Origin of the sequence: Janthinobacterium leeuwenhoeki (genome assembly GCF_051380795.1) — a bacterium.
Lineage (GTDB): Bacteria > Pseudomonadota > Gammaproteobacteria > Burkholderiales > Burkholderiaceae_D > Janthinobacterium.
The window spans coordinates 13,156-39,365 of the sequence record NZ_JBNYXT010000019.1; the positions used below are offsets into that span (position 1 = coordinate 13,156).

The 26,210-nt window shown below is 58.1% G+C and carries 24 protein-coding genes; 12 read left to right on the plus strand and 12 right to left on the minus strand.

The window, feature by feature from the left end; all coding sequences use genetic code 11:
* Positions 1-100 precede the first annotated feature (100 nt).
* On the plus strand, positions 101-643 hold the full coding sequence (locus ACQ4WS_RS15690) for a TetR/AcrR family transcriptional regulator (RefSeq protein WP_436477693.1): 543 nt from the start codon (positions 101-103) through the stop codon (positions 641-643).
* Between the two features lie 53 nt (positions 644-696).
* Entirely contained in the window at positions 697-1,623 is a 927-nt protein-coding gene (locus ACQ4WS_RS15695) for an aldo/keto reductase (protein ID WP_436477695.1), read from the plus strand.
* A 3-nt stretch (positions 1,624-1,626) separates the two neighbouring features.
* Here the strand turns inward: ACQ4WS_RS15695 and pssA are convergent, their stop codons facing one another.
* Positions 1,627-2,367, minus strand: coding sequence for a CDP-diacylglycerol--serine O-phosphatidyltransferase (pssA, locus tag ACQ4WS_RS15700; RefSeq protein WP_436477813.1), 741 nt, complete (start codon positions 2,365-2,367; stop codon positions 1,627-1,629).
* A 269-nt stretch (positions 2,368-2,636) separates the two neighbouring features.
* Between pssA and ACQ4WS_RS15705 the strand changes: the two genes are divergently transcribed.
* Both ACQ4WS_RS15705 and ACQ4WS_RS15710 read left to right on the plus strand, forming a co-directional pair.
* Positions 2,637-3,587: a CAP domain-containing protein gene (locus ACQ4WS_RS15705; RefSeq protein WP_436477697.1), complete on the plus strand. Its 951-nt coding sequence runs from the start codon at positions 2,637-2,639 to the stop codon at positions 3,585-3,587.
* A 105-nt stretch (positions 3,588-3,692) separates the two neighbouring features.
* Positions 3,693-4,328 (plus strand): Hpt domain-containing protein, encoded by a 636-nt coding sequence (locus tag ACQ4WS_RS15710; protein ID WP_436477699.1) that lies wholly within the window; start codon positions 3,693-3,695, stop codon positions 4,326-4,328.
* 9 nt (positions 4,329-4,337) lie between these two features.
* Here the strand turns inward: ACQ4WS_RS15710 and ACQ4WS_RS15715 are convergent, their stop codons facing one another.
* The 7 genes from ACQ4WS_RS15715 to rpmH form a co-directional block, all read right to left on the minus strand.
* Positions 4,338-4,538: a hypothetical protein gene (locus tag ACQ4WS_RS15715; protein ID WP_436477701.1), complete on the minus strand. Its 201-nt coding sequence runs from the start codon at positions 4,536-4,538 to the stop codon at positions 4,338-4,340.
* A gap of 92 nt (positions 4,539-4,630) precedes the next feature.
* The gene (locus ACQ4WS_RS15720; protein WP_436477703.1) at positions 4,631-4,936 is read right to left on the minus strand and encodes a hypothetical protein; all 306 of its coding nucleotides are present in this window, start codon (positions 4,934-4,936) and stop codon (positions 4,631-4,633) included.
* A gap of 9 nt (positions 4,937-4,945) precedes the next feature.
* Complete coding sequence (gene mnmE / locus ACQ4WS_RS15725; RefSeq protein ID WP_436477705.1) at positions 4,946-6,325, minus strand: tRNA uridine-5-carboxymethylaminomethyl(34) synthesis GTPase MnmE; 1,380 nt, start codon at positions 6,323-6,325, stop codon at positions 4,946-4,948.
* Positions 6,326-6,512: 187 nt separating this feature from the next.
* On the minus strand, positions 6,513-8,249 hold the full coding sequence (gene yidC, locus ACQ4WS_RS15730) for a membrane protein insertase YidC (protein WP_436477707.1): 1,737 nt from the start codon (positions 8,247-8,249) through the stop codon (positions 6,513-6,515).
* 11 nt (positions 8,250-8,260) lie between these two features.
* Positions 8,261-8,521 carry a membrane protein insertion efficiency factor YidD gene (gene yidD / locus ACQ4WS_RS15735; protein WP_101483122.1) on the minus strand — a complete coding sequence of 87 codons (261 nt, stop codon included), beginning with the start codon at positions 8,519-8,521 and terminating at the stop codon, positions 8,261-8,263.
* The gene (gene rnpA, locus ACQ4WS_RS15740) at positions 8,518-8,970 is read right to left on the minus strand and encodes a ribonuclease P protein component (RefSeq protein ID WP_268994054.1); all 453 of its coding nucleotides are present in this window, start codon (positions 8,968-8,970) and stop codon (positions 8,518-8,520) included. Before rnpA ends, yidD begins: the two co-directional genes overlap by 4 nt.
* A gap of 8 nt (positions 8,971-8,978) precedes the next feature.
* On the minus strand, positions 8,979-9,113 hold the full coding sequence (rpmH, locus tag ACQ4WS_RS15745) for a 50S ribosomal protein L34 (RefSeq protein ID WP_010401996.1): 135 nt from the start codon (positions 9,111-9,113) through the stop codon (positions 8,979-8,981).
* 513 nt (positions 9,114-9,626) lie between these two features.
* Here rpmH and dnaA point away from each other — a divergent pair.
* The 5 genes from dnaA (at position 9,627) to ACQ4WS_RS15770 (ending at position 17,195) form a co-directional block, all read left to right on the plus strand.
* Positions 9,627-11,021: a chromosomal replication initiator protein DnaA gene (gene dnaA, locus ACQ4WS_RS15750; protein ID WP_034781304.1), complete on the plus strand. Its 1,395-nt coding sequence runs from the start codon at positions 9,627-9,629 to the stop codon at positions 11,019-11,021.
* Between the two features lie 149 nt (positions 11,022-11,170).
* Positions 11,171-12,277 (plus strand): DNA polymerase III subunit beta, encoded by a 1,107-nt coding sequence (gene dnaN, locus ACQ4WS_RS15755; protein ID WP_071075104.1) that lies wholly within the window; start codon positions 11,171-11,173, stop codon positions 12,275-12,277.
* 153 nt (positions 12,278-12,430) lie between these two features.
* Positions 12,431-14,929, plus strand: a complete 2,499-nt coding sequence (gene gyrB / locus ACQ4WS_RS15760; RefSeq protein WP_436477711.1) for a DNA topoisomerase (ATP-hydrolyzing) subunit B — start codon at positions 12,431-12,433, stop codon at positions 14,927-14,929.
* Positions 14,930-15,237: 308 nt separating this feature from the next.
* Positions 15,238-16,539: an AAA family ATPase gene (locus ACQ4WS_RS15765; protein ID WP_436477713.1), complete on the plus strand. Its 1,302-nt coding sequence runs from the start codon at positions 15,238-15,240 to the stop codon at positions 16,537-16,539.
* A gap of 2 nt (positions 16,540-16,541) precedes the next feature.
* Entirely contained in the window at positions 16,542-17,195 is a 654-nt protein-coding gene (locus ACQ4WS_RS15770) for a hypothetical protein (protein ID WP_436477715.1), read from the plus strand.
* 270 nt (positions 17,196-17,465) lie between these two features.
* On the opposite strand, the gene ACQ4WS_RS15775 is transcribed toward ACQ4WS_RS15770, so the two are convergent.
* Complete coding sequence (locus tag ACQ4WS_RS15775) at positions 17,466-18,626, minus strand: Fic family protein (RefSeq protein ID WP_436477717.1); 1,161 nt, start codon at positions 18,624-18,626, stop codon at positions 17,466-17,468.
* Between the two features lie 453 nt (positions 18,627-19,079).
* Here ACQ4WS_RS15775 and ACQ4WS_RS15780 point away from each other — a divergent pair, with 453 nt between their 5' ends.
* Complete coding sequence (locus ACQ4WS_RS15780; RefSeq protein ID WP_436477719.1) at positions 19,080-20,141, plus strand: GGDEF domain-containing protein; 1,062 nt, start codon at positions 19,080-19,082, stop codon at positions 20,139-20,141.
* On the opposite strand, the gene ACQ4WS_RS15785 is transcribed toward ACQ4WS_RS15780, so the two are convergent.
* Positions 20,138-20,488: a hypothetical protein gene (locus tag ACQ4WS_RS15785; RefSeq protein ID WP_436477721.1), complete on the minus strand. Its 351-nt coding sequence runs from the start codon at positions 20,486-20,488 to the stop codon at positions 20,138-20,140. The two genes, ACQ4WS_RS15780 and ACQ4WS_RS15785, sit on opposite strands and share 4 nt — an antisense overlap.
* 123 nt (positions 20,489-20,611) lie before the next feature.
* Here ACQ4WS_RS15785 and ACQ4WS_RS15790 point away from each other — a divergent pair, with 123 nt between their 5' ends.
* Positions 20,612-21,616: a hypothetical protein gene (locus tag ACQ4WS_RS15790; protein ID WP_436477723.1), complete on the plus strand. Its 1,005-nt coding sequence runs from the start codon at positions 20,612-20,614 to the stop codon at positions 21,614-21,616.
* A 170-nt stretch (positions 21,617-21,786) separates the two neighbouring features.
* On the plus strand, positions 21,787-22,938 hold the full coding sequence (locus ACQ4WS_RS15795; RefSeq protein WP_436477725.1) for an AI-2E family transporter: 1,152 nt from the start codon (positions 21,787-21,789) through the stop codon (positions 22,936-22,938).
* Position 22,939: 1 nt separating this feature from the next.
* On the opposite strand, the gene ACQ4WS_RS15800 is transcribed toward ACQ4WS_RS15795, so the two are convergent.
* Positions 22,940-24,658, minus strand: coding sequence for a methyl-accepting chemotaxis protein (locus tag ACQ4WS_RS15800; protein ID WP_436477727.1), 1,719 nt, complete (start codon positions 24,656-24,658; stop codon positions 22,940-22,942).
* Between the two features lie 424 nt (positions 24,659-25,082).
* Positions 25,083-26,189 (minus strand): toxin-antitoxin system YwqK family antitoxin, encoded by a 1,107-nt coding sequence (locus tag ACQ4WS_RS15805; protein ID WP_436477729.1) that lies wholly within the window; start codon positions 26,187-26,189, stop codon positions 25,083-25,085.
* Between the last annotated feature and the right edge of the window lie 21 nt (positions 26,190-26,210).

Below are 26,210 nucleotides of genomic sequence, written 5' to 3' on the forward strand. Positions count from 1 at the left end.
ATGATTGACAAGCAGTCGCTTTGCATTTACGGTGCGCATCGTACCATAATTAAAAAAAACATTCCGAGACAGGCTCAAAGTGATCAAAAAAGAGGCAGTAGTGCGTGGCCGCCCGCGCAAGGCGGGCGTGGAAGACGCGGTATTGGAAGCGATCGTCATGCTGGTGCGCCAGCATGGACTCGACGCGGTGACGATACAGATGGTGGCCGACGTGGCTGGCGTGGGGCGCCAGACGATCTACCGGCGCTGGCCGCGGCGCGAAGACATGCTGCTCGATGCGCTCGTCAAACGCACGGCGGAAAAGCTGCAGCGCGCGCTCGACATGCCGGACGGCCAGGAAATCGAGGCGATCTGCGCGCGCATCTTCGACAACCTGAACGCCGATGGCCGCTTCACCTGCGATTTATTAGTGCTGATCCACAATGATGCGGCCGCGCAGCTGCGCTTTCGCGAGCAGATCGTCGCACCGTGGATCACCCTGGTGGTGCAGCGCCTGGTCAACATCGGCGTGCGCGCCGACCTCGACCTGCGCCTGTTCGCCTTCATGCTGCAATCGGCGCTGGTGTACCAGATGCAACTGGGCGGCCAGCTCGACCTTGCCCTGCAAGAACGTTGCTGCCGCTTTATCCGCAGCATGCTGTAGCACTGGATATAATCGTGGCGTCACCTTCTTCGCCACCATCAGAAAGCCAGCCCATGAGCCATGTATTTCCCGCCAGCCTGCAAGCGCCGCGCAGCCGTTTGAGCAGCAACGGTCCCGAACTGTCGCGCATCGTCGCCGGCATGTGGCGCATCGGTGAGTGGAATATGTCGGCGCAGCAACGCCTGGCCTTCATCGAGCAATGCCTGGCGCTGGGCGTGTCGAGTTTCGACCATGCCGATATCTATGGCGATTACAGCGCCGAGGGCCTGTTCGGCGAAGCGCTGGCCCTGCAGCCGGGCTTGCGCGACAAGATGGAGCTGGTCAGCAAGTGCGGCATCAAGCTGCTCTCGCCGCACCGTCCCGGCCATGCCATCCAGCACTACGACACGAGCGCGGCGCACATCAGCAGTTCCGTGGAACACACCTTGCGCCAGTTGCACACGGACCGCCTGGACTTGCTGCTGATCCACCGTCCCGATCCGCTGATGGATTTCGACGAGATCGCCGGCGCGTTTACCCAGTTACAACAGGCGGGCAAGGTGCTGCACTTTGGCGTATCGAATTTCAGCCGCCACCAGTTCGAGTGCCTGCACCGGCGCTTCCCGCTGGTGACGAACCAGGTGGAATTTTCGCCGCTGCACGTGGCGCCCCTGTTCGACGAAACCTTCGACGGCTTGCAAGACGTGGGGGTGGCGCCGATGATCTGGTCGCCGCTGGCAGGCGGCCGCCTGTTCCAGGGCGGCGATGCGAATGTGGAGAACTTGCGCAATGTCATCAAGCAGATCGCCGACCAGCTGCAGCGTCCGTTTGCCAGCGTGGTGTTTGCCTGGATCATGCAACTGCCGTGCCGTCCGCTGCCGCTGACGGGCTCGGGCCGCATCGAGGCGGTCGGCGTGGCCGTCGAAGGTACGCAGTTTACGCTCAGCCGCAGCGACTGGTTCGCCATCCTGCGTGCCGCACGCGGGCACGAGGTCGCCTAAAATTTAGTCTATTTCATCCGGATCGTTGAACACTTGCGGCAGCGCAATACCGCGCCAGCCCAGATACCACGCCAGGTTCAGCGCCAGGGTGGCGGCGATGTAGACGGCGAAGAACAGCGCGAAGAAGCTGGTCTTCAGCCACACCAGCAAGGCGATGGCCACGATGAGCACCAGCAGCGCGGCCAGGCTTTTCTTTTGCTTGGAGCTGGGGAAACGCAAGGTCGACACCATCAGGCTGCCCACGCCCACCAGCAGCAGCATCAGCAGATAGCTATGAAGCATGGAATCGATGGGCGCCGGCCACGCCACCACCACGGCCGCCACGCAAGCGGCCCCGGCCGTGATCGGCATGCCGACAAAATACAGGGGATCCGTGCGCCCCACGTTCACATTGAAGCGCGCCAGGCGCATGGCGCCGCACGCAACAAAGAAGAAGCTGGCCATGCCGCCAAAGCGCAGCAGCAGCGGATCGTGCACGCCCATCTGCACAAAGCCGTAGCAGTACAACAGGACGGCCGGGGCGCAGCCGAAATTCATCACGTCGGCGATGGAATCGAGCTGCACGCCAAACTGCGAACTGGTGTTCGTCAGGCGCGCCACATAACCGTCGAGCGCATCGAACACGCCGGCGAGCACCAGCAAGGCCGCGGCCAGGCGGTAGGCATCCGCGTCGCCGACAGTCGCGTTATCGACGGAAATGACGATGCTGGCAAAACCGCAGGCTATCGAAAGCAAAGTCACCATGCTGGGCAAGGCGTACTTGGCGCGCTGCAGGCGCGACTTGGGCAATGTGTTCAAATTTGTGGGCAATCAAAGTAGCGGGAATGAGGCAAAGCAGCGGCAAACGCTGCACTATGCTCATTCTACCCTGCGCAGCTGCGGCACCGTCCGCGCACGAGCGCGCGACATATCTTTTCATGGATGCTCTACGGCATATAAAAATACCTTAGAATCGTTTCACAGGGCAGCACGCTGGCACCCACCGCTGTCCGCCTACCTATACAGGAGTCGACTTGATTGCCTCGTCACTGCGTTGGAAATACTGGATACCCGCCCTGGTGAGCGCAGCACTGCTGAGTGCCTGTGGTGGCGGCGATAGCGGCGACAAGACGTCGCTGAGCACCTCGACCCCGGCCGGGCAGCTGACACAGGAGCCGGGCGCTCCCGTCCTCAGCAACAATATTGCCACCGATGGCTTCAACTGGTTCAACTACCGGCGCGGCCAGATCGGCCTGTCGCCACTGGTGCGCAATGGCTTGATCGACAGCGCGGCCCTGGGCCATTCCAATTATCTGAATCTCAACAATACGGTGGCGCACGAACAAGTGCAGGGCAAGCCCGGCTTTACCGGCGTCAAACTGGGCGACCGCCTGGCCAAGGCCGGCTACGTCGTCACGTCGCTGCAGGGCGAAGTCATCGCCGGCGCCAGCAACACATCCGGCTTTTACCTGGCCGAGGAGCTGGTCACGGCCATTTATCACCGCTTCGTCATTTTCGAGCCGCTCTTCAAGGAAGGTGGCGCGGGCGCGGCCGTCAGCGGCGCCGGTTATGCGTATTTCACGACCGACCTGGCCGGCAACCGCAGCTATGGCCCCGGGCTGGCGGCGGGACAGATCGTCACCTATCCATTCGGCGGGCAGCAGAAGGTGGCCGTCAGTTTTTCCAGCGATAACGAATCGCCCGATCCCGTGCCGAACCAGGACGTGGTCGGCTACCCGATCAGCGTGCATGCCAACTACGGCACCACCGTCAGCGTGACGACGTTCAGCGTGCGCCAGCGCGGTGCTGGCGCCGACCTGGCAGTGCGCCTGCTCACCAGCGGCAACGATGTGCATACGCCGGTCTCGGCCGCGTCCATCATCCCGCTGGCGCCCTTGAACGCGAACACCAGCTATGACGTGAGTTTCATCGGCAAAGTCAGTGGCGCGGACGTCACGCACAGCTGGTCATTCACGACGCGCTAGCCATGTCGCTGGCTGCCAAGCGGGCGCAGCGTCGGGCATGACTGGATGTAGAATGGCTTTTCCTGCTTTACGGCAATTGACAAGTTTTGGGGCGCTTTGCACAGCATGCTGACACCACACGCCACTTGCGATGATGATGCCGCCGTTACGGCATCCGACATGGTCCGTATTCTCGATGTCGAGAACGGACTGGGCCGCATCATGGGCGACCGCATCCTCTACCTGAAAATCCTGCGCCGCTTCCTGCATGACCACGGCACCACGCCGTGCCAGATCCGCACCGAATTCGACACGGGCAATTACGCTTCCGCGCGCCTGAAGGCGCATACCCTGAAAGGCGCCGCCGGCATGATCGGTGCGCACCACGTGCATGGCCTGGCGACAACCCTGGAGTCGGCATTGCGCGCGCAAGCGCCCGACCTGGCCCGGCAGATGCTGCAGCTGGAACTGGCGCAGGATCAATTGCTCGGCGCCGTCAGCAGCATGCTGGGCACGCCAGAAGCGGCCCATACGGCGGCGCAGGACGTGGCGCCCGATCCGGCCGCACCCGCCATCCAGCTGCTACTGGCGCGCTTGGCCAGCCACCTGCGCGAAGGCGACGGCGCGGCCATCGACATCCTGGAAAACTCAGCCAGCCTGCTGGCAGCCAGCCTGGGCGTCAACGTCTACCAGGAAGTGGCAGCCGCCGCGCACGAGTTCGATTTCGACGGCGCGCTGGCGGCGCTGCTGCGGCGGCGCTAATTACCGAACTCAAGGTTGGTATTGCGCCTCTTCCGCGTATGCCATGCCGCAACTCTTGCCGCAAAAGCGGCGCACGGCATCGAGCGGCTTGTCGCAATACCAGCACGCGCCTTTTGGCGGCAAGGTGGCGATCAATTCCGGCATGGCGGGCAGTCGTCGCGCCACTACCTCATCCTCGCATTCCACGACATCCGGCTGTTTGCTGTCCATGGCGCTTCCTTTCCTAGCGGCACTTCAAGGCCGCTCAGCAAGATTACGTCAGCGCAGTTTGGACTTCATGATAATTCTCAACGGGGCAGATGCTAGCTAGACTTTCGGAAACTGCGCACCGCATCATTGGCATTGTCGGCAATGACTTTTTGCAGCGCCGGCTGCCCCGCATACTTGGTGGACAGCCGCTGCCACTGCCGCTGTGCCTGGCCGCAGGAGCTGGCCACGGCTTGCGTGATCTCGCGCTGCCGCGTCTTGTCGTTGTCATCCCACTCGCCTGCGAAATGCTCGCACATCCGGGCGTTCTCGACAAACCGTGCCACGTCCTTCGGCAATTTTTCTTGCGCACCAGACAGCAGGGGCAGACAACTGAACAGCAGAACAAGCAGCAGCTTCATCCAACCTCCTTACTTGCCGATACAGAAACGGCTGAAAATCACGCCCAGCAGATCGTCGGGTGAAAACTCGCCCGTGATGCTCGACAGCTGCACCTGCGCCAGGCGCAGTTCTTCGGCGAACAGGTCCAGCGACTGGTCGTCCTGCGCCGCGTGTTCGGCGGCGATGCCCAGGTGCTTGCCGGCCGATTTCAAGGCGATCAGATGGCGTTCGCGCGCCAGGTACAGCGATTCGCCCGTCTGCTGCCAGCCGGCAATGCGCAAGAGCTCGCCGCGCAGCAAATCAATGCCGATGTGCTCGTGCGCCGACAGATACACGTGGGTGGCGTCCGGCAGGTTGTCAACGCTGGGTTTGTGGCCCGACAGGTCGATCTTGTTCCACACGCGCACCACGGGCACGCCTTCGGGGAAGGCGGCGACGATGGTTTCATCGGCCAGGGTGGGGCCATGGTCGGCATCCAACAGGTGCAGGATCACGTCGGCCTTGCCGATTTCGCCCCAGGTGCGTTCGATGCCGATGCGCTCGACGGCGTCGATGCTGTCGCCCGCGCTGCGGATGCCGGCCGTGTCGATGATGTTGAGCGGAATGCCCTCGATCTGGATGGTTTCGCTGACCTTGTCGCGCGTGGTGCCGGCAATCGGCGTGACGATCGCCACGTCGGCGCCCGCCAGCGCGTTCAACAGCGACGATTTACCGACGTTGGGCTGGCCGGCCAGCACGACATTGAGGCCTTCGCGCAGCAGCGCACCCTGCGCCGCCTGCGCAAACACTTTATTTAACGCTTCGATGACGGCTTTCAATTGGCCGCGCGCGTTCGATTTTTCCAGGAAATCGATTTCCTCTTCCGGGAAGTCCAGGGTCGCCTCGACCAGCATGCGCAGTCCCGTCACCTGCTCCACCAGCGCGTGGATGGTGTTCGAAAACGCGCCCGACAGCGATTGCGAGGCGGACTTGGCCGCCGCTTCCGTGGACGCGTCGATCAGGTCGGCCACGGCTTCGGCTTGCGCCAGGTCAAGCTTGTCATTCAAAAACGCACGGCGCGTGAATTCGCCCGGTTCGGCCAGGCGCAAGCCGCTGTCACGGCCCGCTTCCAGCACGCGCGCCAGCAGCAGCTGCAGCACCACGGGGCCGCCATGGCCCTGCAATTCCAGCACGTCTTCGCCCGTGTACGAATGCGGGCCCTTGAAGTGGATGGCGATGCCCTGGTCGATGATGGCGCCATCGCTTTCCGTGAAGGGCAGATAGGTGGCGTGGCGCGGTTTCAGCTGCTGCGCGCCGAACAGGGCGAGCATCAAAGGGGCGAGATTTTTGCCGGAGGCGCGCACCACGCCGATGCCGCCGCGCCCGGGAGCGGTGGCGATGGCGGCGATAGGGGAAGAGTCGAGTTTCATGGGGATATTGTAGATTATTCGGGAAAGGCTGCAGGAGCCGCGATATTTTCAACGACAAACCGAGTGCACATGAAGGGGGAGGTCAGTGGAAAGCCGGTAAAACCCACTTTTTTTTGACATCGTACCCATTGGGTACGATGTCAAAAAAAAGCCCGCGCGAGGCGGGCTTTCTGGTCGCTGGCCGGAATTACTTGGCTGCGACCGCGTATTTCTTGGTGATCACCCATTGCTGGCCGATCGACAGGACGTTGTTGACGACCCAGTAGAGTACCAAGCCCGACGGGAAGAAGAAGAACATCACCGAGAATGCCAGTGGCATGAACAGCATCATCTTCGCTTGCATCGGATCGGCCGGGGCCGGGTTCAGCTTGGTCGTGATGTACATCGAGATCGCGTACAGCACGGGCAGGATGCACCAAGGGTCATGCTGGGCCAGGTCGGTGATCCAGCCGATCCATGGCGCGCCGCGGATTTCCACGGACGCGTTCAGCACCCAGTACAGGGCGATAAAGACGGGCATCTGGATCAGGATCGGCAGGCAGCCGCCCAGCGGATTGATCTTTTCTGTCTTGTACAGCTCCATCGTGGCCTGGTTCATCTTTTGCGGATCGCCTTTGTAGCGTTCGCGGATGGCTTGCATCTTCGGCGTGACCAGTTTCATCTTCGCCATGCTGCGATAGCCGGCAGCCGACAGCGGGAAGAACAGCAGCTTGATCAGGATCGTGAAGGCGATGATGGTCCAGCCCCAGTTGCCCAGCACGCTGTGGATCTGTTCCATGACCCAGAACATCGGCTTGGCGATGATGGTCAGCCAGCCGTAATCCTTGACCAGTTCCAGGCCAGGCGAGACGTTTTCCAGCAGGTGCGCGATTTGCGGACCCGAGTACAGCTTGCTGTCCATGCTGGCCGAAGCGCCTGGCGCCAGGGTAGGCAGGGGCAGCACGTTGCCAATGGCGTACAGGTTGGGGCCGACCTTCTTCGTGAAGATGTCGCGCTTGGCGTTCTCAGGCGGAACGAAAGCGGACACGAAGAAGTGTTGCGAAATCGCAAACCAGCCGCCAGTCGCCGTGGCCGGATACAGGCCCTTCATGGCATTGTCGTTGCCCTTCTTCTCATCTTCCACCGCCGCTTTTTCGATTTTCTCGAACGTCAGCTTCTGGTACTTGTCCTGTGGCGTGTACAGGGTCGGACCGGTGAAGCTGCTGTTGAAGAAGGAATCGCCAACCGGCTTGTTGCCGTCATGCGTCAGTTGCAGATACAGCTGCGGCGTGACAGGTGCCGCGCCCACGTTGGACACGTCGTGGCGCACGTCGATGACGTAGTCACCGCGCTTGAAGGTAAACGTCTTGGTCAGCTTGACGCCGCCTTCGACCGCTTCCATCACCAGTTGAATCTGCTTGCCATCGGCCAGGGTGCGTACGCCAGGCTGCACGGTGAAACCGCTCGCATGGGTAGGGAAAGGACCGCCGACCAGGCCCGATTGCGCCAGGTAGGTATGGTTCGCGCCTTCGTCGAACAGCACTTCGTTTTGCTTGCCGTCATCGGGCTGGCACCATTTGAACAGGCCGAAGCAGCCGCCAAACCAGCCCGGATTGCCCGCGCCCTTGAATTTCAGCAATTCCAGACGCTTGACCTGGCCGCCCAGGGTGTCGATATCGACCTTGATGACGTCGGTGGTGATGGTAATCACTTCGCGCTTGAACGCGGCGGGATCGACAGCCTCACCCGGCAGGGAAGGCACGCCTGCCGCTGCCGAGGCAGCCAGGGCATCCGTCTTGGCAGGGGTCGCAGGCGCCTTGGCGGTTTGTTCCGTGTTCGCGGAGAACATCGACGGCTTGCCGTTCGAGATCATCCATTCGTTCCAGAGAATTACCAGCGAGACGGAAAACACGATCCACAGGATGGTACGTTTATTGATATCCATTAGGGTATTTGTCAGGAGTGGTTGCAACCGCAAGCGGTCGTTGAAGATTGTTTGCAATCGGCCGGCGGCACCGGGTCGACGCCCCCATCATTCCAGGGGTGGCAACGGCACAGGCGCTTGGCAGCCAGCAGGCTGCCCTTGGCCGTACCGTGCACGCGCAGCGCTTCCATCGCGTAATGCGAACAACTTGGATAGAAACGGCAATTCTGTCCCAGCATGGGGCTGATCAGCAACTGATAAGCACGCAGCAGGAACAGCAGCAGGGTTTTCATGGCGCGGATGGTGGTGGCGCAGCAACAGAACGGGCCTGGGCGGCGATTTGCGCCGCGAACAGGCGGCTCAATTCCTCACGCAGCTCAGCTTTGAGCTGGCTCGTGGTGGCCGGGCCATCCTTGCTGTTGACGGCGCGCGACAAACGCACCACGCAGTCGACCGGCGGCATCGCGCTGTTGCGAAACAGCTCGCGCGTGACGCGCTTGATCGTGTTGCGGGTCGCCGCGCGCGGCGCGAAACGCTTCGCCACAACGACGCCCAGCCGCGCATGCGGCAATTGATTGTGTCGGGTGTACAGCACAAAATGCGCTGTTTTTTGCGAAGGGCGCAAACGAAAAACGGATGAAAATTCATCCGTTTTAACGATACGCCGAAAGCGCGCGAAGTCGTGTGAACCTTCGCGTTGATTGCCGACTGGAGTACAGCTAGCCACGCGATCAGCTGTCAACGACAAGCCTAGACGGCCAGACGTTTGCGGCCCTTTGCGCGACGTGCGTTGAGCACATCACGGCCACCACGGGTAGCCATACGAGCGCGGAAGCCGTGCGTACGCTTGCGGCGAACGACGGAAGGTTGGTAAGTACGTTTCATGTTGGTCTCGCTAAAAACAAAAAAAATGCAAAATCGGGTCTGACGTCCCGTCAGTTTTTGGTGCCAATGACAATCGCGCACTTATGCCAAGGCACAAGCTGGCCAATCTCATCGCCCGCTTAATCCACGCTTAGTCCATATTGTCGTTCCAAATGAATAAACACGGAATACGGGCGGGGAACCCTGAATTATTCAGCATATGCCCCCCTCTTGTCAAGGATTGCCGTGATCGCCCGGAATTTTTCGCGCCGGACCCCAGTTGCCGGCAAGGCCACGCCACAGGCCGCGCCAGCCCTGCCTGTGACGGGATAACCGGGGGATAAGTCGCCTCTTATGCACACGGCGCCCCACCCCGCCACAGAAAAATAAGCGTCGCGCCTGTGGATAACTTTGTCAGTCGGGAGTAGAATAGCGCGTTACGTGTGGCGAGCCCTCGCGCGACGCCGGCCTTGCAACACGGTGAACGCAGGGCAGAATCGATACGCCCTCCCACACCTTTTCACATAGACATACATGGATAATTTCTGGCAGGCCTGTTCCGCGCAGTTGGAACTGGAGCTGACACCGCAACAATTCAGTGCGTGGATCAAACCGCTTATCCCTCTCGATTACGAAGAGGGCAAGCTGCGCATTGCTGCGCCCAATCGCTTCAAGCTCGATTGGGTCAAGACCCAGTTCGCCAGCCGCATCACTGCGCTGGCCATACAGTACTTCGAAGCGCCCACGGAAGTGCAGTTCGTGCTCGACCCGCGCCTGGCCCTGCCGAAGAAACCCGTCACCGCCAGCACCCCGGCCAGCGATCCGAATGGCGGCGCGCCCAGCGCGCGCGCCGCGGAACCGCAGCCCAGCGTGCCGGAACTGAGCATCGGCGCGGCCCCGCGCCGCGAGCAGAGCCGCATCAACACCGACCTGACCTTCGACAGCTTCGTGACCGGCAAGGCCAACCAATTGGCGCGCGCCGCCGCCATCCAGGTGGCGAACAATCCGGGCGTGTCATATAACCCGCTGTTCTTCTACGGCGGCGTCGGCCTGGGTAAAACCCACTTGATCCACGCCATCGGCAACCAGGTGATGGCCGACAATCCGGGGGCGAAGATACGCTACATCCACGCAGAACAGTACGTTCGCGACGTAGTGACCGCTTACCAGCGCAAGGGTTTCGACGATTTCAAGCATTACTATCACTCGCTCGATATGCTGCTGATCGATGATATCCAGTTCTTTGGCGGCAAGAGCCGCACGCAGGAAGAGTTTTTCTATGCCTTTGAGGCATTAATTGCTGCGAAGAAACAGATCATCATCACCTCGGATACGTATCCGAAGGAAATCACGGGCATGGACGACCGCCTGATCTCGCGCTTCGACTCGGGCCTGACGGTGGCCATCGAACCGCCGGAACTGGAAATGCGCGTGGCGATTCTGCTGAAAAAAGCCAAGCAGGAAGGCGTGACCTTCTCCGACGACGTGGCCTTCTTTGTCGCCAAGCACTTGCGCTCGAACGTGCGCGAACTGGAAGGCGCGCTGCGCAAGATCCTGGCGTACTCGCGTTTCCATGGCAAGGACATCACGATTGATATCGTCAAGGAAGCCCTGAAGGACTTGCTGTCGGTGCAGAACCGTCAGATTTCCGTGGAAAACATCCAGAAAACGGTGGCCGACTTCTTCAATATCAAGGTTGCCGACATGTATTCGAAGCGCCGGCCCGCGAATATCGCCCGGCCGCGCCAGATCGCCATGTACCTGGCCAAGGAATTGACACAGAAGAGCCTGCCGGAAATCGGCGAGCTGTTCGGCGGCCGCGACCACACCACGGTGCTGCATGCCGTGCGCAAGATCGCGCTGGACCGCACCAAGAACCCGGAATGCAACCACGAATTGCATGTGCTGGAGCAAACGTTGAAGGGCTAAGCACCATTTGGCAAGACTGGCTCAAAACGTGCTTTACCCTTATTATCTGGGAGGGCACCGCAGCCGGTCTGTCGGGGCTTCCTATGGCAACAATTGTTAAATTAATACGTTAAACGTCGTACTGTTCAACCTATACATTGAGGATAAATATGCAATTGGTCAAAACCACCCGAGATACCCTTCTCCGGCCACTGCAGATCGTGAGCGGTATTGTCGAGCGTCGGCACACTATGCCGATTCTGGCCAATATCCTCATCCGCAAAGACGGTGAAAATGTCTCCTTCCTGTCGACCGACACCGAAGTGCAGATCACCACGCACGCGCAAATCGGTTCCGGCGCGGACGTCACCGGCACCACCGTGGCCGCGCGCAAGCTGCTCGACATCCTGCGCGCCCTGCCCGAATCGGGCGACGTCACGATGACCCTGCTGAACAAACGCCTGACCGTGCAAACGGGCAAGTCACGCTTCGCCCTGCAAACCCTGGCGGCGGAAGAGTTTCCGACCGTGCAACAGGCGGAAAGCTACAACGCGTCCGTCACCCTGCCGCAGAAAACGCTGAAGCACCTGTTCAACATGGTGCATTTCTCGATGGCGCAGCAAGACATCCGCTATTACCTGAACGGCTTGCTGCTGGTTCTGGATGGCAATAATGTCATCGCCGTGGCCACCGATGGCCACCGCCTGGCGTTTTGCCAGGTGGCCACCGAGCAGACGTTTGCGCGCCAGGAAGTGATTATTCCACGCAAGACCATCATCGAACTGCAGCGTCTGCTGGAAGAGAACGATGAGCCGGTGCAACTGGACATCGCCGCCAACCAGGTGAAACTGACCTTTGCCGACATCGAGCTGATCTCGAAGCTGGTGGAAGGCAAGTTCCCCGACTACACGCGCGTGATTCCAAAAGGCTACAAAAACGACTTCACCATCGGCCGCGATGAACTGCTGCGCTCGCTGCAACGTGCCGCTATCATGACCAGCGACAAGTTCAAGGGCGTGCGCTGCATCATCACCCCGGGCAGCATGAAGATCAGCTCGACCAATGCGGATCAGGAAGAAGCCGTCGAAGAGCTGGAAATCGACTACGGCGGCGACTCCGTCGACATCGGCTTCAACGTGACGTATCTGCTGGACGTGCTGAACAACCTGAAATGCGAATACGTCAACATCGCGCTGGGCGACTCGAACTCGTCCGCACTGATCTCCATCCCGGACAATGCCGACTTCAAGTATGTCGTCATGCCGATGCGGATCTAAAGACCACAGCAGTGACGTAGGTCGGATTAGCGCAGCGTAATCCGACATGCTGAATCGCCGTCTGTCGGGTTACGCCGTTCCGGCTAACCCGACCTACGGTCATCAGCCAGCAGCCCCGAATCAATCAGCAATCGTTATTTGAGAAAGCAGTCCATGTCCGAGAATCCACAAGACACCCCGATCCAGGCCAAAACGGAAGAATACGGCGCCTCCTCCATCCAGATCCTGGAAGGCCTGGAAGCCGTACGCAAACGCCCGGGCATGTACATTGGCGACACCTCGGACGGCACCGGCTTGCACCATCTGGTATTCGAAGTGCTGGACAACTCGATCGATGAATCGCTGGCCGGCCACTGCACGGAAATCCACGTCACCATCCACAGCGACAATTCGATCTCGATCACCGACAATGGCCGCGGCGTGCCGACCGGCCTGAAAATGGACGACAAGCACGATCCGAAGCGTTCGGCGGCGGAAATCGTCATGACCGAGCTGCACGCAGGCGGCAAGTTCGACCAGAACTCGTATAAAGTCTCGGGCGGCTTGCACGGCGTGGGCGTGTCTTGCGTCAATGGCCTGTCGAAATTGCTGAAACTGACCATCCGCCGCGATGGCAAAGTGCATCATATGGAATTCGTGCGCGGCGTGCCGCAAGACCGCCAGATCGTCATGGTGGGCGACATCGCCACCTCGCCGATCAAGGTCATCGGCGACACCGACAAGCGCGGCACCGACGTGCATTTCTGGGCCGACGAAGAGATTTTCACGCACGTGGAATTCCACTACGAAATCCTGGCCAAGCGCATCCGCGAACTGTCCTTCCTGAACAATGGCGTCAACATCAAGTTGTCCGACCAGCGCACGGGCAAGGAAGAAATCTTCGCCTTCGAAGGCGGCACGCGCGGCTTCGTCGAATACATCAACAAGGCCAAGTCGGTCTTGCACCCGACCATTTTCCAGGCCACGGGTGAGCGCATGTCGGACCAGGGCACGAACATCTCGGTCGACGTGTCGATGCAGTGGAACGATGCCTACAATGAACAGGTGCTGTGCTTCACGAATAACATCCCTCAACGCGATGGCGGTACCCACCTGACGGGCTTGCGCGCAGCCATGACGCGCGTGATCAACAAATACATCGATGAACACGAGTTCGCCAAGAAGGCGAAAGTGGAAATCAGCGGCGACGACATGCGCGAAGGCCTGACCTGCGTCCTGTCGGTAAAAGTGCCGGAACCGAAATTCTCGTCGCAGACGAAAGACAAGCTGGTGTCGAGCGAAGTACGCGGCCCCGTCGAAGAGATCGTCGCCAAGACCCTGGCCGACTACTTGCAAGAAAAACCGAACGACGCCAAGATCATTTGCGGCAAGATCGTCGAAGCGGCACGCGCCCGCGAAGCGGCACGCAAGGCCCGCGATTTGACGCGCCGCAAAGGCATCATGGACGGCCTGGGCCTGTCGGCCAAGCTGGCCGACTGCCAGGAAAAAGACCCCGCCCTGTGCGAACTGTACATCGTCGAGGGTGACTCGGCAGGTGGCTCGGCAAAACAGGGACGCGACCGCAAGTTCCAGGCGATTCTGCCGCTGCGCGGTAAAGTCTTGAACGTGGAAAAAGCCCGCTTCGAGAAAATGCTGTCGTCGGAGCAGATCACCACCCTGATCGCCACGCTCGGCACCTCGATCGGACCGGACGAATTCAACGTCGAAAAACTGCGCTACCACCGCATCATCATCATGACCGATGCGGACGTCGACGGCGCCCACATCCGTACCCTGCTGCTGACGCTGTTCTACCGTCAGATGCCGCAACTGGTCGAGCGCGGCCACATCTACATCGCGCAACCGCCGCTGTACAAGGTGAAAGCCGGCCGCGACGAGCGCTATCTGAAAGATGACGCCGAGGAAGCGAGCTACATGATGACCGTGGCGCTGAACACGGCCGTGCTGGTGCCGCGCACAGGCGCGGAAGGCATTTCCGGCGAGACCCTGACGGAACTGGTGCGCAAGTTCAACCTGTCGAACACCATCATGACGCGTCTGACGCGCGTCATCGACCGCGCCGCCCTGACGGCCATCATGACGGGCGTGCAGCTGGACCTGTCGACGCTGGACCTGGCGGAAACCTCCGCCCTGGCCCTGCAGACAGCCATCAACGACAGCGCGGTCAAAGTGCATGTGCGTTCCGATGACTTGTCGGAAAAACACATGCTGCGCATCGAACGCATGCACCACGGCAACGTCAAAGTCAGCGCCATCGACGCCGACTTCGTGCAAGGCCCGGACTACGCCGTACTGAGCAGCGGCGCCGCCACCTTCGAAGGCCTGATCGGCGAAGGCGCGTTTGTCCGCCGCGGCGAAGGCGAGCGCATGAAGGAAATCGCCGTGGTCGACTTCCATCAGGCCATGCAATGGCTGCGCGACGAAGCCGAGCGCACCGTCTCGAAACAGCGCTACAAAGGTCTGGGCGAAATGAACCCGGACCAGCTGTGGGAAACGACGATGGACCCAACCGTACGCCGCCTGCTGAAGGTACAGATCGAAGACGCCATTGCGGCGGATCAGATCTTCACGACGCTGATGGGCGATGATGTGGAACCACGCAGGGCGTTCATCGAAAACAATGCGCTGCGGGCGGGGAATATTGACGTGTAATTTTTCAATGAAATATCGTAGAAGTAATCATAACTGACATAACTCACACACAAATGGCCAACCATAGTTAATGCGCCTGAACTACCAATCTTTTGCTCGCTGAACTTAAATCCTGTCCCCAAACGGGACAGGAGGCACTAACTGCGGTGCCCGGTCGAACTAATTACCAACTCCTTCTCTTTTTCATCACAGCATACAATTATTATGTTCGGCCGAGAAGTAACTATTTTTTCATATTGACAATGTTGAAATTACATTATCAAGAGGAATTATCAATAAAATTCCTCCACCTTTTACACGAGGAAATCATGATTAATGAAATTAATATCGAAAATTACAAATCGATAGATAAGATAAGAATTGAACTCGGACGATTTAATGTCTTCATTGGAGAGAACGGTGCTGGAAAAAGCAATATTTTAGAAGCTATTGCGCTTACTGGGGCAGCAGCAGCTGACAAGCTTGACAACGAATTCCTTGTATCAAGGGGAATTCGGGTGACTAAAGCAGAACATATGCGGAGTGCATTTCTAGATGCAAGCTTATCAGAAAATATTCAAACTTCAGTAAAATCAAGAAGCAATGAAATAATATCTTATAAACTATCAAACGATAATGCCCCATATTCAAAATGGAATGTAGAGAGAACATACAATTCTGAAATAAAATTAGATTTTTCCGATTTCATTGAAACAATAAAACATTTCACTAACGAAGCAGAAAAATCCGATGCCAAAAGCAAAGCAAAAACAGAAAACATATTGAAAAACCTTGCCTCGGCATTATCAACTGCGCTAATTAAAGACGAAAAAAAGAAAGAAGTAATTAGCGTCCCCCCGAACAAAAAAAGAAAAATTGAATTAGATATTAAGCTAAACAATGAGAATGAAGATGACGGCGATCTCATAAAATATCTTCAATCCTCAACGATAAAAAAATCAATTTTATTAAAAAAACTAAGCTCCTTTGTAATTTACTCCCCGGAAAACTCTGCACTTAGAATATTTCAACGAGAGGGTCAAATTGAGCCACTGGGCATAAATGGAGAAGGCATATTGAAGTTAATGTCCATTTATGCAAAGGAAGAAAATTCAGAAATTCTTGAAGAAATAAAAAAATCATTGAATGTTTTGGGCTGGTTCGAAGATCTAAAATTTGTTGAAATTCCAGGATCTGGTCAATTGGAAATAAAAGACCGCTATATCGAGAATGTTAATCGATACTTTGATCACACTAGCGCGAATGAAGGTTTTTTCTTTTTACTTTTCTATTTTTTACTTTTTCACAGCAAACTAACCCCAGATTTTTTTGCGATAGACAATATAGATGCTTCATTAAACCCAAAACTTTGTGAAAAGTTAATTATTCAACTTGTTAAAATTTCACAAAAAAATCAAAAACAGATTATTCTCACTACGCACAACCCTTCAATTCTTGATGGAATGAACTTAGATGATGATGAACAGCGCCTCTTTGTTATATCAAGATCACGAAGTGGAGCGACAAAAATAAAGCGTGTATTCAAACCTGAAAATTCCGAAAATAATATAGTCCGGCTTTCCGAGTTATTTTCTAGAGGCATTCTTGGTGGACTTCCTAAAGGATTCTAACAATGAGTAGTTTTGCATTAATTACCGAAGGTGAAACTGATCAAGCAGTGTTAGACAATATTCTTGCAGGCCATTATAATTTTGATATAGAAGTGAATATTATTCAACCACGAAAAGATGCGACTGATCAATATCGCTATAAAAATGAAAATTTTGGTGGGTGGGAACAGGTTCTAGAATATTGTAACTCCCTCTCACTAAGCGATGTTTTTTTACAAAATGAGTGGCTAGTAATTCAGGTCGATACCGATGCATGTAATCATCCATCTTTTGGCGTTGATTTGACAAAAAATGGTGTAGCAAGGGAAGTAGAGGATATAATAGAAGATGTAAGAAAAAAAATAATAAGCAAAATTCACTCGGAAACGTTTCAAAATTTCAGCCACCGAATTTTTTTTGCAATAGCGATTCACTCGACAGAATGCTGGCTACTTCCACTGTACATTGACAACAAGAAATCTGCCTCGAAAATTTTAGGTTGCGAAAATCACCTAAAAATTGCGTTAAAAAAGAAAAATCTTGAATTTGCAAAAGAAGCGAAGTTATATAGCAAGATTTCAAAACCTTACTTAAAAAATATAAATCTATTGGCAGGAAGAAAAATATCAAAAAGCCTTGATATTTTCTTACATTCACTACCAACAATAGAAGGGTAGTTTTTCGGAGCACATCTAGATTCTTCTTGTATTTTATCTTCACACCTCTCCACCTGGGAATTGCAGCAATTTATATGAATTTCTATAAATATGAGAAAAACAAGGAGACGGGGTCACAAGGAGACGCACAGGAGACGGGTCAGGTCCGCCATTACGACACGATCTCAGCCATGCCGATATCCAAACCTCTGCGCACTCTCAGCGCCAATGTATCGTCGTGCAGCACGTCGCAGAGGTTCCAGAGTTTCTGGACAATATCGTTGTTGTTCATTAGCTTGTTCCCTGATTCAAAATATTGATGTAAGCACCGTAGGCATACACGCGGTTGCGTTTTTGGCCCGTCACTTCCTGCACCATGCCCAGCGTACCTGCCATGGCATCGAGCGCCTTGCCCACCGTCGCGGCGGTCAAGCCGGTGGTCTTGCTCAGGGCGGCAATATTCAAGATGGGGTGCGCAAACAGCGCATCGAGGATTTGCCTGGCCGACCCGGCCAAGCGACCCAGTTCCGCCAGCCGTGCCTTGTCTTGCGCCAGCAACTGCGTCAACGCCTGGGCCGTGCTAACGGCCTGATTGGCGGTGGCGGCGATGGCATCGGCAAAGAACAGCAGCCATGCTTCCCAGTTGCCGCTGATGCGTACCTGTTGCAGCAAGCTGTAGTAGGTTTCACGATGCTGTTTGAAAAACACGGAAAGATACAGCAGCGGTTCCTGCAGGATACGGGCGTCAACCAGTATCAGCGGTATCAGCATGCGGCCGAGGCGGCCATTGCCATCCAGGAAGGGATGGATGGTTTCAAATTGCACATGCGATAGTGCCGCCTTGATGATGGCGGCAGTCGGCTGCGGCACGTCGTTGATGAAGTTTTCCAGTGCCGCCCAGCAGTCGGCCAGCTGGTTGGCGGGCGGCGGCACAAACGTTGCCTCATCGGCGCGATGGCCACCGATCCACACCTGATTGCGGCGAAATTCACCAGGGCTGCGCTGCACGCCCCTACCCGACGTCATCAGCACTTGATGCACTTCCGTCAGCAATCGAAAACTGATGGGCTGCCCTTGCCGTATCCGTTCCACGCCTAGCGACATTGCCTTGACGTAGCACGAGACCTCTTGCACATCATCGAGCGGCACGCCAGGCTGCCCTTCTATCTCATACAGCATCAGGTCGCTGAGCGACGATTGCGTGCCTTCAATTTGCGAAGACATGACGGCTTCCTTGCGCACGTAACTGTACAGAAACAGCCGTGCGTCGGGCAAGAGCGTGCTGATGGCATCGAGTCGTCCCAGTGCGATCAAGGCTTCGTCCAGGCGGCTTTGCAGCTTGCCGTTCAAGTCCAGTGCAGGCGTGGGTGGCAGTGGCAAGGGCACAAAGGCCTGGCACGCCACACCACCGGCAATGGTCGATGTGTAGGTCCCCGTGAGTCCACGTTGCATAGGTTCGCTGAAGTTAAAATGAATGGAGGCGTTATTTTAACTTAAAGGAAAAAATGAAATAGCAAAATCCTTATTTTATGTTGGCGCTGTCAAGCCGCCTTCGGCCACAACACTTCGCCAAAGGGTTTGCAACACTGGTTCCAACTTGCCATCCAACATCGCGTAAAGACGCCGACGATGCTGGCGGCGATATACTGATTGGTCTTGCTGCGCCAAGCAGTTTGCAGCATGGCCTCGGTATAGCTGTGTTGATCGAGCAATAAGCACACTACCTTCATACTGTGGCGGCAGCAGGACAGTGATCCGCGTTTTTCCGCTTCCGTATGCCCATTTACCCCAAGAAACCATTACACTCGTTCCCAAGCGCAACTAATTTTGTACGCGCGCCAAGCCGCCTGCCGTTGCCGGGAGGCGTCCCTGCCGCAAGGCGTGTTATCTGCCTGGACAAATGCAATGTTCACTTCGCACAGCCTGTATCCTGCCTTCTATTACCTGTTCTTTTCAGGAGAACGGGAGCAGCAGCAGCGCTTTTTCAAGGAACTGCATTTCATTTCGATAGCGATCCTGACGTTTGGCCTGGCTTGCTGGCTGGTCACGTTCAGCCTGACCTTGTCGCGCGCTTCGCTCGATCATGCGCAGGCGGCGTTGGGCGTGACGGGCATGGTGGTCGGGCTGGTGCTGACCAAGTATGCGAAGTCGCTGCAGGCGATTATCGCCAGCGGCACCATCAGCGTGCTGTGCATCGCTTTCAGCTTTCGTGTGCTGATACTGGGCACGGAAGATCCCGCTTTCTGGGTATTGCCGCTGGGGGTGATGATCACCCTGACGACGGCGCCCATCTTCAGCGGCATTGCGTATTACCTGGGCGTGTCGCTGTGCGTGTGGGCCATCCTGGGGCTGGGGCAGTTTCCCGTGCATGCGGGCCAGGCTGACCAGCATTGGCCGGTGCTGGCCGTTACCATCAGCGTGATCATCGGCCTGGCGCTGAATATCTATTTTCTCGTCTTGCGCATCCATAACTATCGAGCCCAGCGCGAACTGGCGACGATGGCCTACAAGGATGGCTTGACTGGGCTCAACAATCGCCGCATGTTTACGCAAAGCGCCCGCATCCTGCAGCGTACGGCGCACACGCCCGCGTATTTTCTGATGATCGACATCGACGACTTCAAGCAAATCAACGACGTGTACGGCCATGACGTGGGCGACGAGGTGCTGAAAAAGATCGCCGAGGTGATCGCGGGGCTGTCGGGCGAGCACCTGTGCGGCCGCCTGGGTGGCGAGGAGTTTGCCGTGATTTACCTGGGCGAAAAGAACGCGGCCTGCGCCTTTGCCGCGCAGCTGGTCGACAGCGTCGAAGCGGCTTTCGTGCCGGAACGCAAGGTGTCCGTCAGCATCGGCATCGCCGAACTGATCAAGGAAGCGGACTTGTCGCACAGCTACCGGCGTGCCGATGAGTCGCTGTACCAGGCCAAGAAAAGCGGCAAGAACCGCTACGTGCTCAACGCCGCCTAGGCATTGCCGTTGGGCGCTGCATCGAGCAGCGCCAGCAAGGCTTGTGGCGAAAACTTCCAGGGATCGCGCTGCTCCGGGTCCACCTCATCCCAGCTGTCCTGGGCACCGATCTTGAGGATGGTTAAGAGAATATCCTTGCTTTCAAAGAAGGCCAGCATGCGGCGAATCAAACGGCTCACCTTGGCATGGTCTTCCTGGTACAAAGAACAGGTATAGAAGCAGCCCTTCTCTCCCATGCGCAATTTCCTGGCCGCGCCGACACGCGAGCACAGCACGTACTTGTGCAGGAACTCGGTCACGACCTCATCGTCGACGGGAATACTGCAGGAAATGGTGATCTGGGCCATGGCAAGACGGACAGTGATTCAATAGCCAAGCTTGGCAGAATGCGTTTCATTCCTGAAATGCTAAGATCGCGGCGCGCGCATGCCGGCAAGCCGACCGGCATGGCGTCTCGACAAGGATTGCCATTGAACACCCCAGGAAACATCACTCTGCGCATGCTGTCGCTGTGCGCCACCCTGTGCCTGCCGCTTTCCAGCATGGCACAAGCCATTTCTGCCGAAGATGCCGCCACCGTGCCCGTCTCCGTGCCATCGCCGCCGCTCAGCCTGAACGAGCATCCACAAATCCGCGCTGACGTCTTCAGGCTGCTGGGTTATGCGCGTGGCGACTATACGCAGGGCGACACCCTGATCGCGCTCCAGGTACTCGACAGCATGCGTTCGCTGCATGACATCCAGCGCACCATGCTGCCCGACGGACGCTCGGTGCTGGCCTCCATCAACCCCAGCGAACACGGTGCGCAGCGCGCCGCCATGCTGTTCGACCCGCAACGCAAGCTGTTGGCGCTGGCCCTTGTCAACGGCCATTGCCAGGCCGCCATTGGCGATGCCGCACCGGCCTGCCTGCCGTCCACGCATGCCGTGCTGACCTTGTTCCTGCCACCGGACGCGGAGGACGAGATGGCCGCGCCGCTGCTGGTCTGGGCGCGGCAACTGCCGCCCATGCTGGCGCAGGCTGCGCCGAAGCAGCGGCAAAGCATTGCTGTAGTGGAATACATCACCACCCGCCCCGACCAGCCCGGCTGGGAGCAGCGCGACGTGCCACCCGGCTTTCCCCCCAGCTTGCTGCATCTGCTGTTGCCGAACGCGGAACTCAACAGCAGCGCCAGCGGTGGCAAACTCATCGCGCCGGCAGGCCTGGCCGGTTTGCCCATGCGCACGCCCACGGAAGCGGCCGAGGCCGGCGACGAGCCCATGCCCGATGCCAGCATCACCCTGCGCAGCTATGCCGACTTCCACTGGGTGCTCAACACCTACGCCAAACTGGCCAAGGGCGCGCAAGTGAAGGGGCATGACGACAAGGTGGTGTTCACGGGCAGCGATACGAGCGGCCGCTACACGGTGACCTTGCGCGAACAGGGCAAGAAAGACAGCGTCTTCATCACCGTGGCCAGCTGGCGCGAAAAATAGGCAGGCGGGGATGCCGACCAGGGAAAAACGTTGCCATTACGCATAAGAGCATGGCATTTTGGCATTTTGCGGTATGATTTCCGGCCGTGCGGCCCGGCCCGGTCCCTGCCTTGCCCACCGTGCCCTTCAAGCCTGCCACGCTTGCGTCGCATCCTGCCCTAAGGAGTCATATGTTCGGTTTTAACTTGCGCGTCGCCAAGATGGTGTGGACGGCTTTCATCATCGCCTTCCTGCTCTTTCTTACCTACAAGGTGTCGTCGACCCTGATCGTGGTGGTCTTTGCCATTTTCTTCAGCTACCTCGTGTATCCGCTGATCGGACTGCTGGAGCGGTATGGGCCGAAGCGTCTGCCGCGCACGGCCAGTATCGGCATCGTCTTCCTGGTGGTGATCTTGCTGGTAGCGGTGCTGGGCTCGATCTTCGGGGCACGCATCGAGGAAGAGGCGATCAAGCTCAGCGATCAGTTGCCGACCTTGCTCAAGGGGAATAATTTTGCCGAGCGCATTCCGTTGCCGGAATTCATGGAACCCTTGCGCGCGCGCCTGCTGTCGTTCATGCAGACGCAGCTGAGCAGTGGTACGGGACAAGCCATGCCGCTGGCGAAGGAACTGGGCTTGACCGTCATGCATGCGGCCAGCAACCTGATCTATCTGGTGCTGGTGCCCGTGCTGAGCTTTTTGCTGATCAAGGAAGGGCCGGACATGCGCGACGGCTTGCTGTCCCTGCTGAACCGCCCGAACAAGAAACTCTGGGGCGCCATCATCGATGACCTCGACATCTTGCTGTCGCGCTATGTGCGCGCCTTGTTGCTGTTGTCGATCGCCACTTTTGTGTCCTACAGCATCGCCTTTTCCCTGATGGGCGTGCCGTACAGCCTGCTGCTGGCCGGCGCGGCCGCCTTGCTGGAATTCATTCCGTTTGCCGGCCCGCTGGCGGCCGCCGTCATCGCCGTGGTCGTGGCCGGTTTCAGCGGCTTCGAGCACGTGTTCTGGCTGATCGGCTTTATTGCCGCCTACCGTTTATTCCAGGATTACGTGGTCAATCCGTACCTGATGAGCGAAGGCGTGGAAGTGAGCCCGCTGATGGTGATCGTCGGCTTGCTCGCTGGTGACCAGTTGGGTGGCGTGGTCGGCATCTTCCTGTCCGTGCCCGTGATGGCGGCCATCAAGATCGTCTTCGTGCGCGCGCGGGCAGCCTTGCAGGCGCGCCATGATGCGCATGAGAAAGCGGAACAGGCGGCAGAGGAAGCGCGCGCCCAGGCCCTGTCCGAGGCGGCGATGCTGCAGGAACAGGGCAGCAAAGCCACCCTGCCAGCGCAGTAACTTAGAACTCTTCCCACTCGCCGCTATTGTCGGCGGCCGGCTTGGCTGGACGCGGCTTGGCGGCGGCAACCGATGCCGGCGCCAGGCGCAGGACCGGGCGTTTCAAGGCCGTGCTGGTGGCGGCCACGACAGGCTTGCGCAAGGCAGGCTTGGCGGGGGCCGGGCCGCTGTGGGCGGCGTCGAGCTTGAAAATGCTGACCATTTCGGCCAGCGCCGCCGCCTGCTCCTGCATAGCTTCCGAAGCGGCCGCCGCTTCTTCCACCAATGCCGCATTCTGTTGCGTCACGGTATCCATTTCCGCCACGGCTTGATTGATCTGGCCAATGCCCAGTTCCTGCTCGCGGCCGGCGGCGCTGATTTCGCCCATGATGTCCGTCACGCGGCGGATGCTGGACACGATTTCGTCCATCGTCGTGCCCGTCTGGCTGACCAGCGCGCTGCCGGCGCCCACGTTCTGCACCGACGCTTCGATGAGCACCTTGATATCCTTGGCGGCGCTGGCCGAGCGGTGCGCCAGGTTGCGTACTTCCGTGGCGACGACGGCAAAGCCACGGCCCTGCTCGCCGGCTCGCGCCGCTTCCACGGCCGCGTTCAGGGCCAGGATGTTGGTCTGGAAAGCGATGCCATCGATGACGCCGATGATGTCGGCAATCTTTTTCGACGATTCGCTGATGCTGCCCATGGTATCGACTACTTGCGCCACCAGCGCACCGCCCTTGACGGCCACATCCGACGCGGACACGGCCAGCTGGTTCGCCTGGCGCGCATTGTCGGAATTCTGCTTGACGGTCGAGGTCAGTTCTTCCAGCGAAGATGCCGTTTCTTCCAGGCTCGACGCTTGCTGCTCCGTGCGGCTCGATAAATCCAGGTTGCCCGAGGCGATTTCATTGCTGGCCGTGGCGATGGCGCCGCTGCCGTCGCGCACGCCGCGCACGGTGGTCGACAGGCGTTCCTGCATTTTCTGCAAGCCCGTCAGCAAGGCGCCCATCTCGTCGTTGCGCGTGATGACGATGTCATTGGCCAGGTTGCCGTCGGAAATGGCGCCGAAATGGCGCAGGGCCTGGTCCAGCGGGTTAAAGATGGCGCGCAGCAGGAAGATGCTGGAAATAATGGTCAGCAAGGCGCCGACGATCATGCCGCCGATGGCCATGGCCACCTGGCTGCGGTAGCTGGACTGGCTTTCCGCATACATCGCGGCGGCCGAAGTGGCCTGGTATTGCGTCAATGTTTCGGCTGCCTGGTCCAGGGTGCGGTACAGCGGCGTCAGCCCCGTCATCATCAACCCGTCCGCTTGCGCGATGTTGCCGTCACGCAAAGCCTTGCTCATGACCAGCAAACCGTTGCTGATGTATTCGCTGCGCTTCTTGTCCATGTCGTCGGACAGGCGCTTTTCGTCCGCGCCTTGCGGCAAGGCCAGGTACACCTTCCAGGACTTGTTGGAAGCTTCCATGAATTGTTCGGCACGCGCCAGGGTCTCCTTGGTATTGGCCGCGTCGGGGTGCACCATCACGCGGTCCATCGTGAAACGGGCGCGACCCAGCAGAATCTGCGACTCGCCGATGACTTGCGTCGATGCCAGCTGATTGCTGTAGACCTCGTTGATGTTGCTGTTAGCCGATTTCAGGCTGATGATACTCATGACGCCCAGCACGGCGATCAACAAGCCCAGCACACTCATGGTGGCGATCAGGCGCATTTTTATTGTTATATTCGACAGCATGCAGTTTCCTTGGTAGGGGCGTAACCATGCCTGCGCTCACCAAACGGATAGCAGCAAGCGCCAGATAGGCGGGTCACGTGAATTGTTCAGGACAGATCGATACGGCGTGTGTGGCGGCAGGGGGGAAGGCGGCCCGCGCATATCGTCAAGAGTGCAATACAGGGCAACGAGGTTGAGGTTTGCTGTACTTTTAATTTCCTGACTGCAAGATACAGGGAAAGATTACCAGTAGCAACATCCAGCATGGATTTTCACGCTTTGTAACAAGCGGATGATGTTTTTTGCGCAGAACTGGCATTCCGCTGTCGTGTGCGGTCGCGCCGGAATGACAGTTATGTTAATAGACGGTTTCTCTGATGAGCTGGCCATCGGGCTTGCCATCGAGCATGGTCAGCACTTGCCAGCCGCCATCCGGCGTCGCCTTTCACGGCTCCTGTTTCACGTCATCGACGTACAGACCGCCACCACCAGGCTCGACCCACTGACCCTGCTTCTTGCCATTGACATAATTGCCCTGCCATTGCACCACGCCACCGACGCGGCGCTCGCTGGGCCCATTCAAGCGGTCTTTCACGAAATGGTCGTAACCGGTGAAGCTGTGCATGTCCGCTGCGCGCCATTCGGCCACGCCCGGGCTCACTTCCCAGCGGCCCGTGCGCTGGCCCTTGAACATCTGCCCCGTGGTCGTTTCATCACCGCTGGCATACGTCCACGGCCCTTCAGCCTTGTCGTCGACAAAGGCGCCAGACGAGCGGATGGTATTCGGCTCCTCAAAGTGCCACTGCCCAGTGCGCTTGCCCTGCGCATACTGGCCGCGGGCGAATACGCTGCCCACGCAGCAATTCACGTCGTATTCGATGAATGGCCCATCCTGGCTGGCGGCAAAGCGCTGCGGCTGCGTTTCCCAGGTGATCCACTTGACGTGGTAGCTGGGTGCGCGGCCCCCTTCCCAGCCCTTGCCCAACAGATACGTGACGGTCAGATAATGACCATCCTTTTCCTGGAAGGTTTTTTTATAGGCAAACGCCGGGGCGTCGGCAGGTTTGGCTGGCAGTAACTCGCCATCGATATTGAAATAGCCGGCCAGGGTGCCGTGCGCATGCTCGATGGCGTCGAACTCGGCCACGCCCGTGGGCGCGTAAGCGATGCTGTAATCGATCAGCTGCAAACGGGCCAGCGCCGCGCGCACTCCCGCTTCATCCATGACCCTGGCGCCGCGCACGATGGCGTCCAGCGCAGGCTGCAAGGTCGCCACCTTGAACATCTTGCCGCCGCTGCGCTCGTAGCGGTAAGCATGCAAGCCAAAGAGCTTATCGCCGCTGCGGCTGAGTACCAGGGTGGTCTCGCCTTCGCTGTCGAGGTCAAGCTGGAACACGGCCTCGATGCTGGCCTGGCCATACTGGTCCAGGGGCATGCGCTTGTCGCTGCCGTCATTGCACTGGCAGTAGTAGCCGTTGACTTCGCCATTTTCCCGCAGGAAGGCCAGCACCAGCAGCGCCGCCATCGTGCTCATCCAAAATGTTTGCCGCATGACCACTCCACTGCCTGAAAA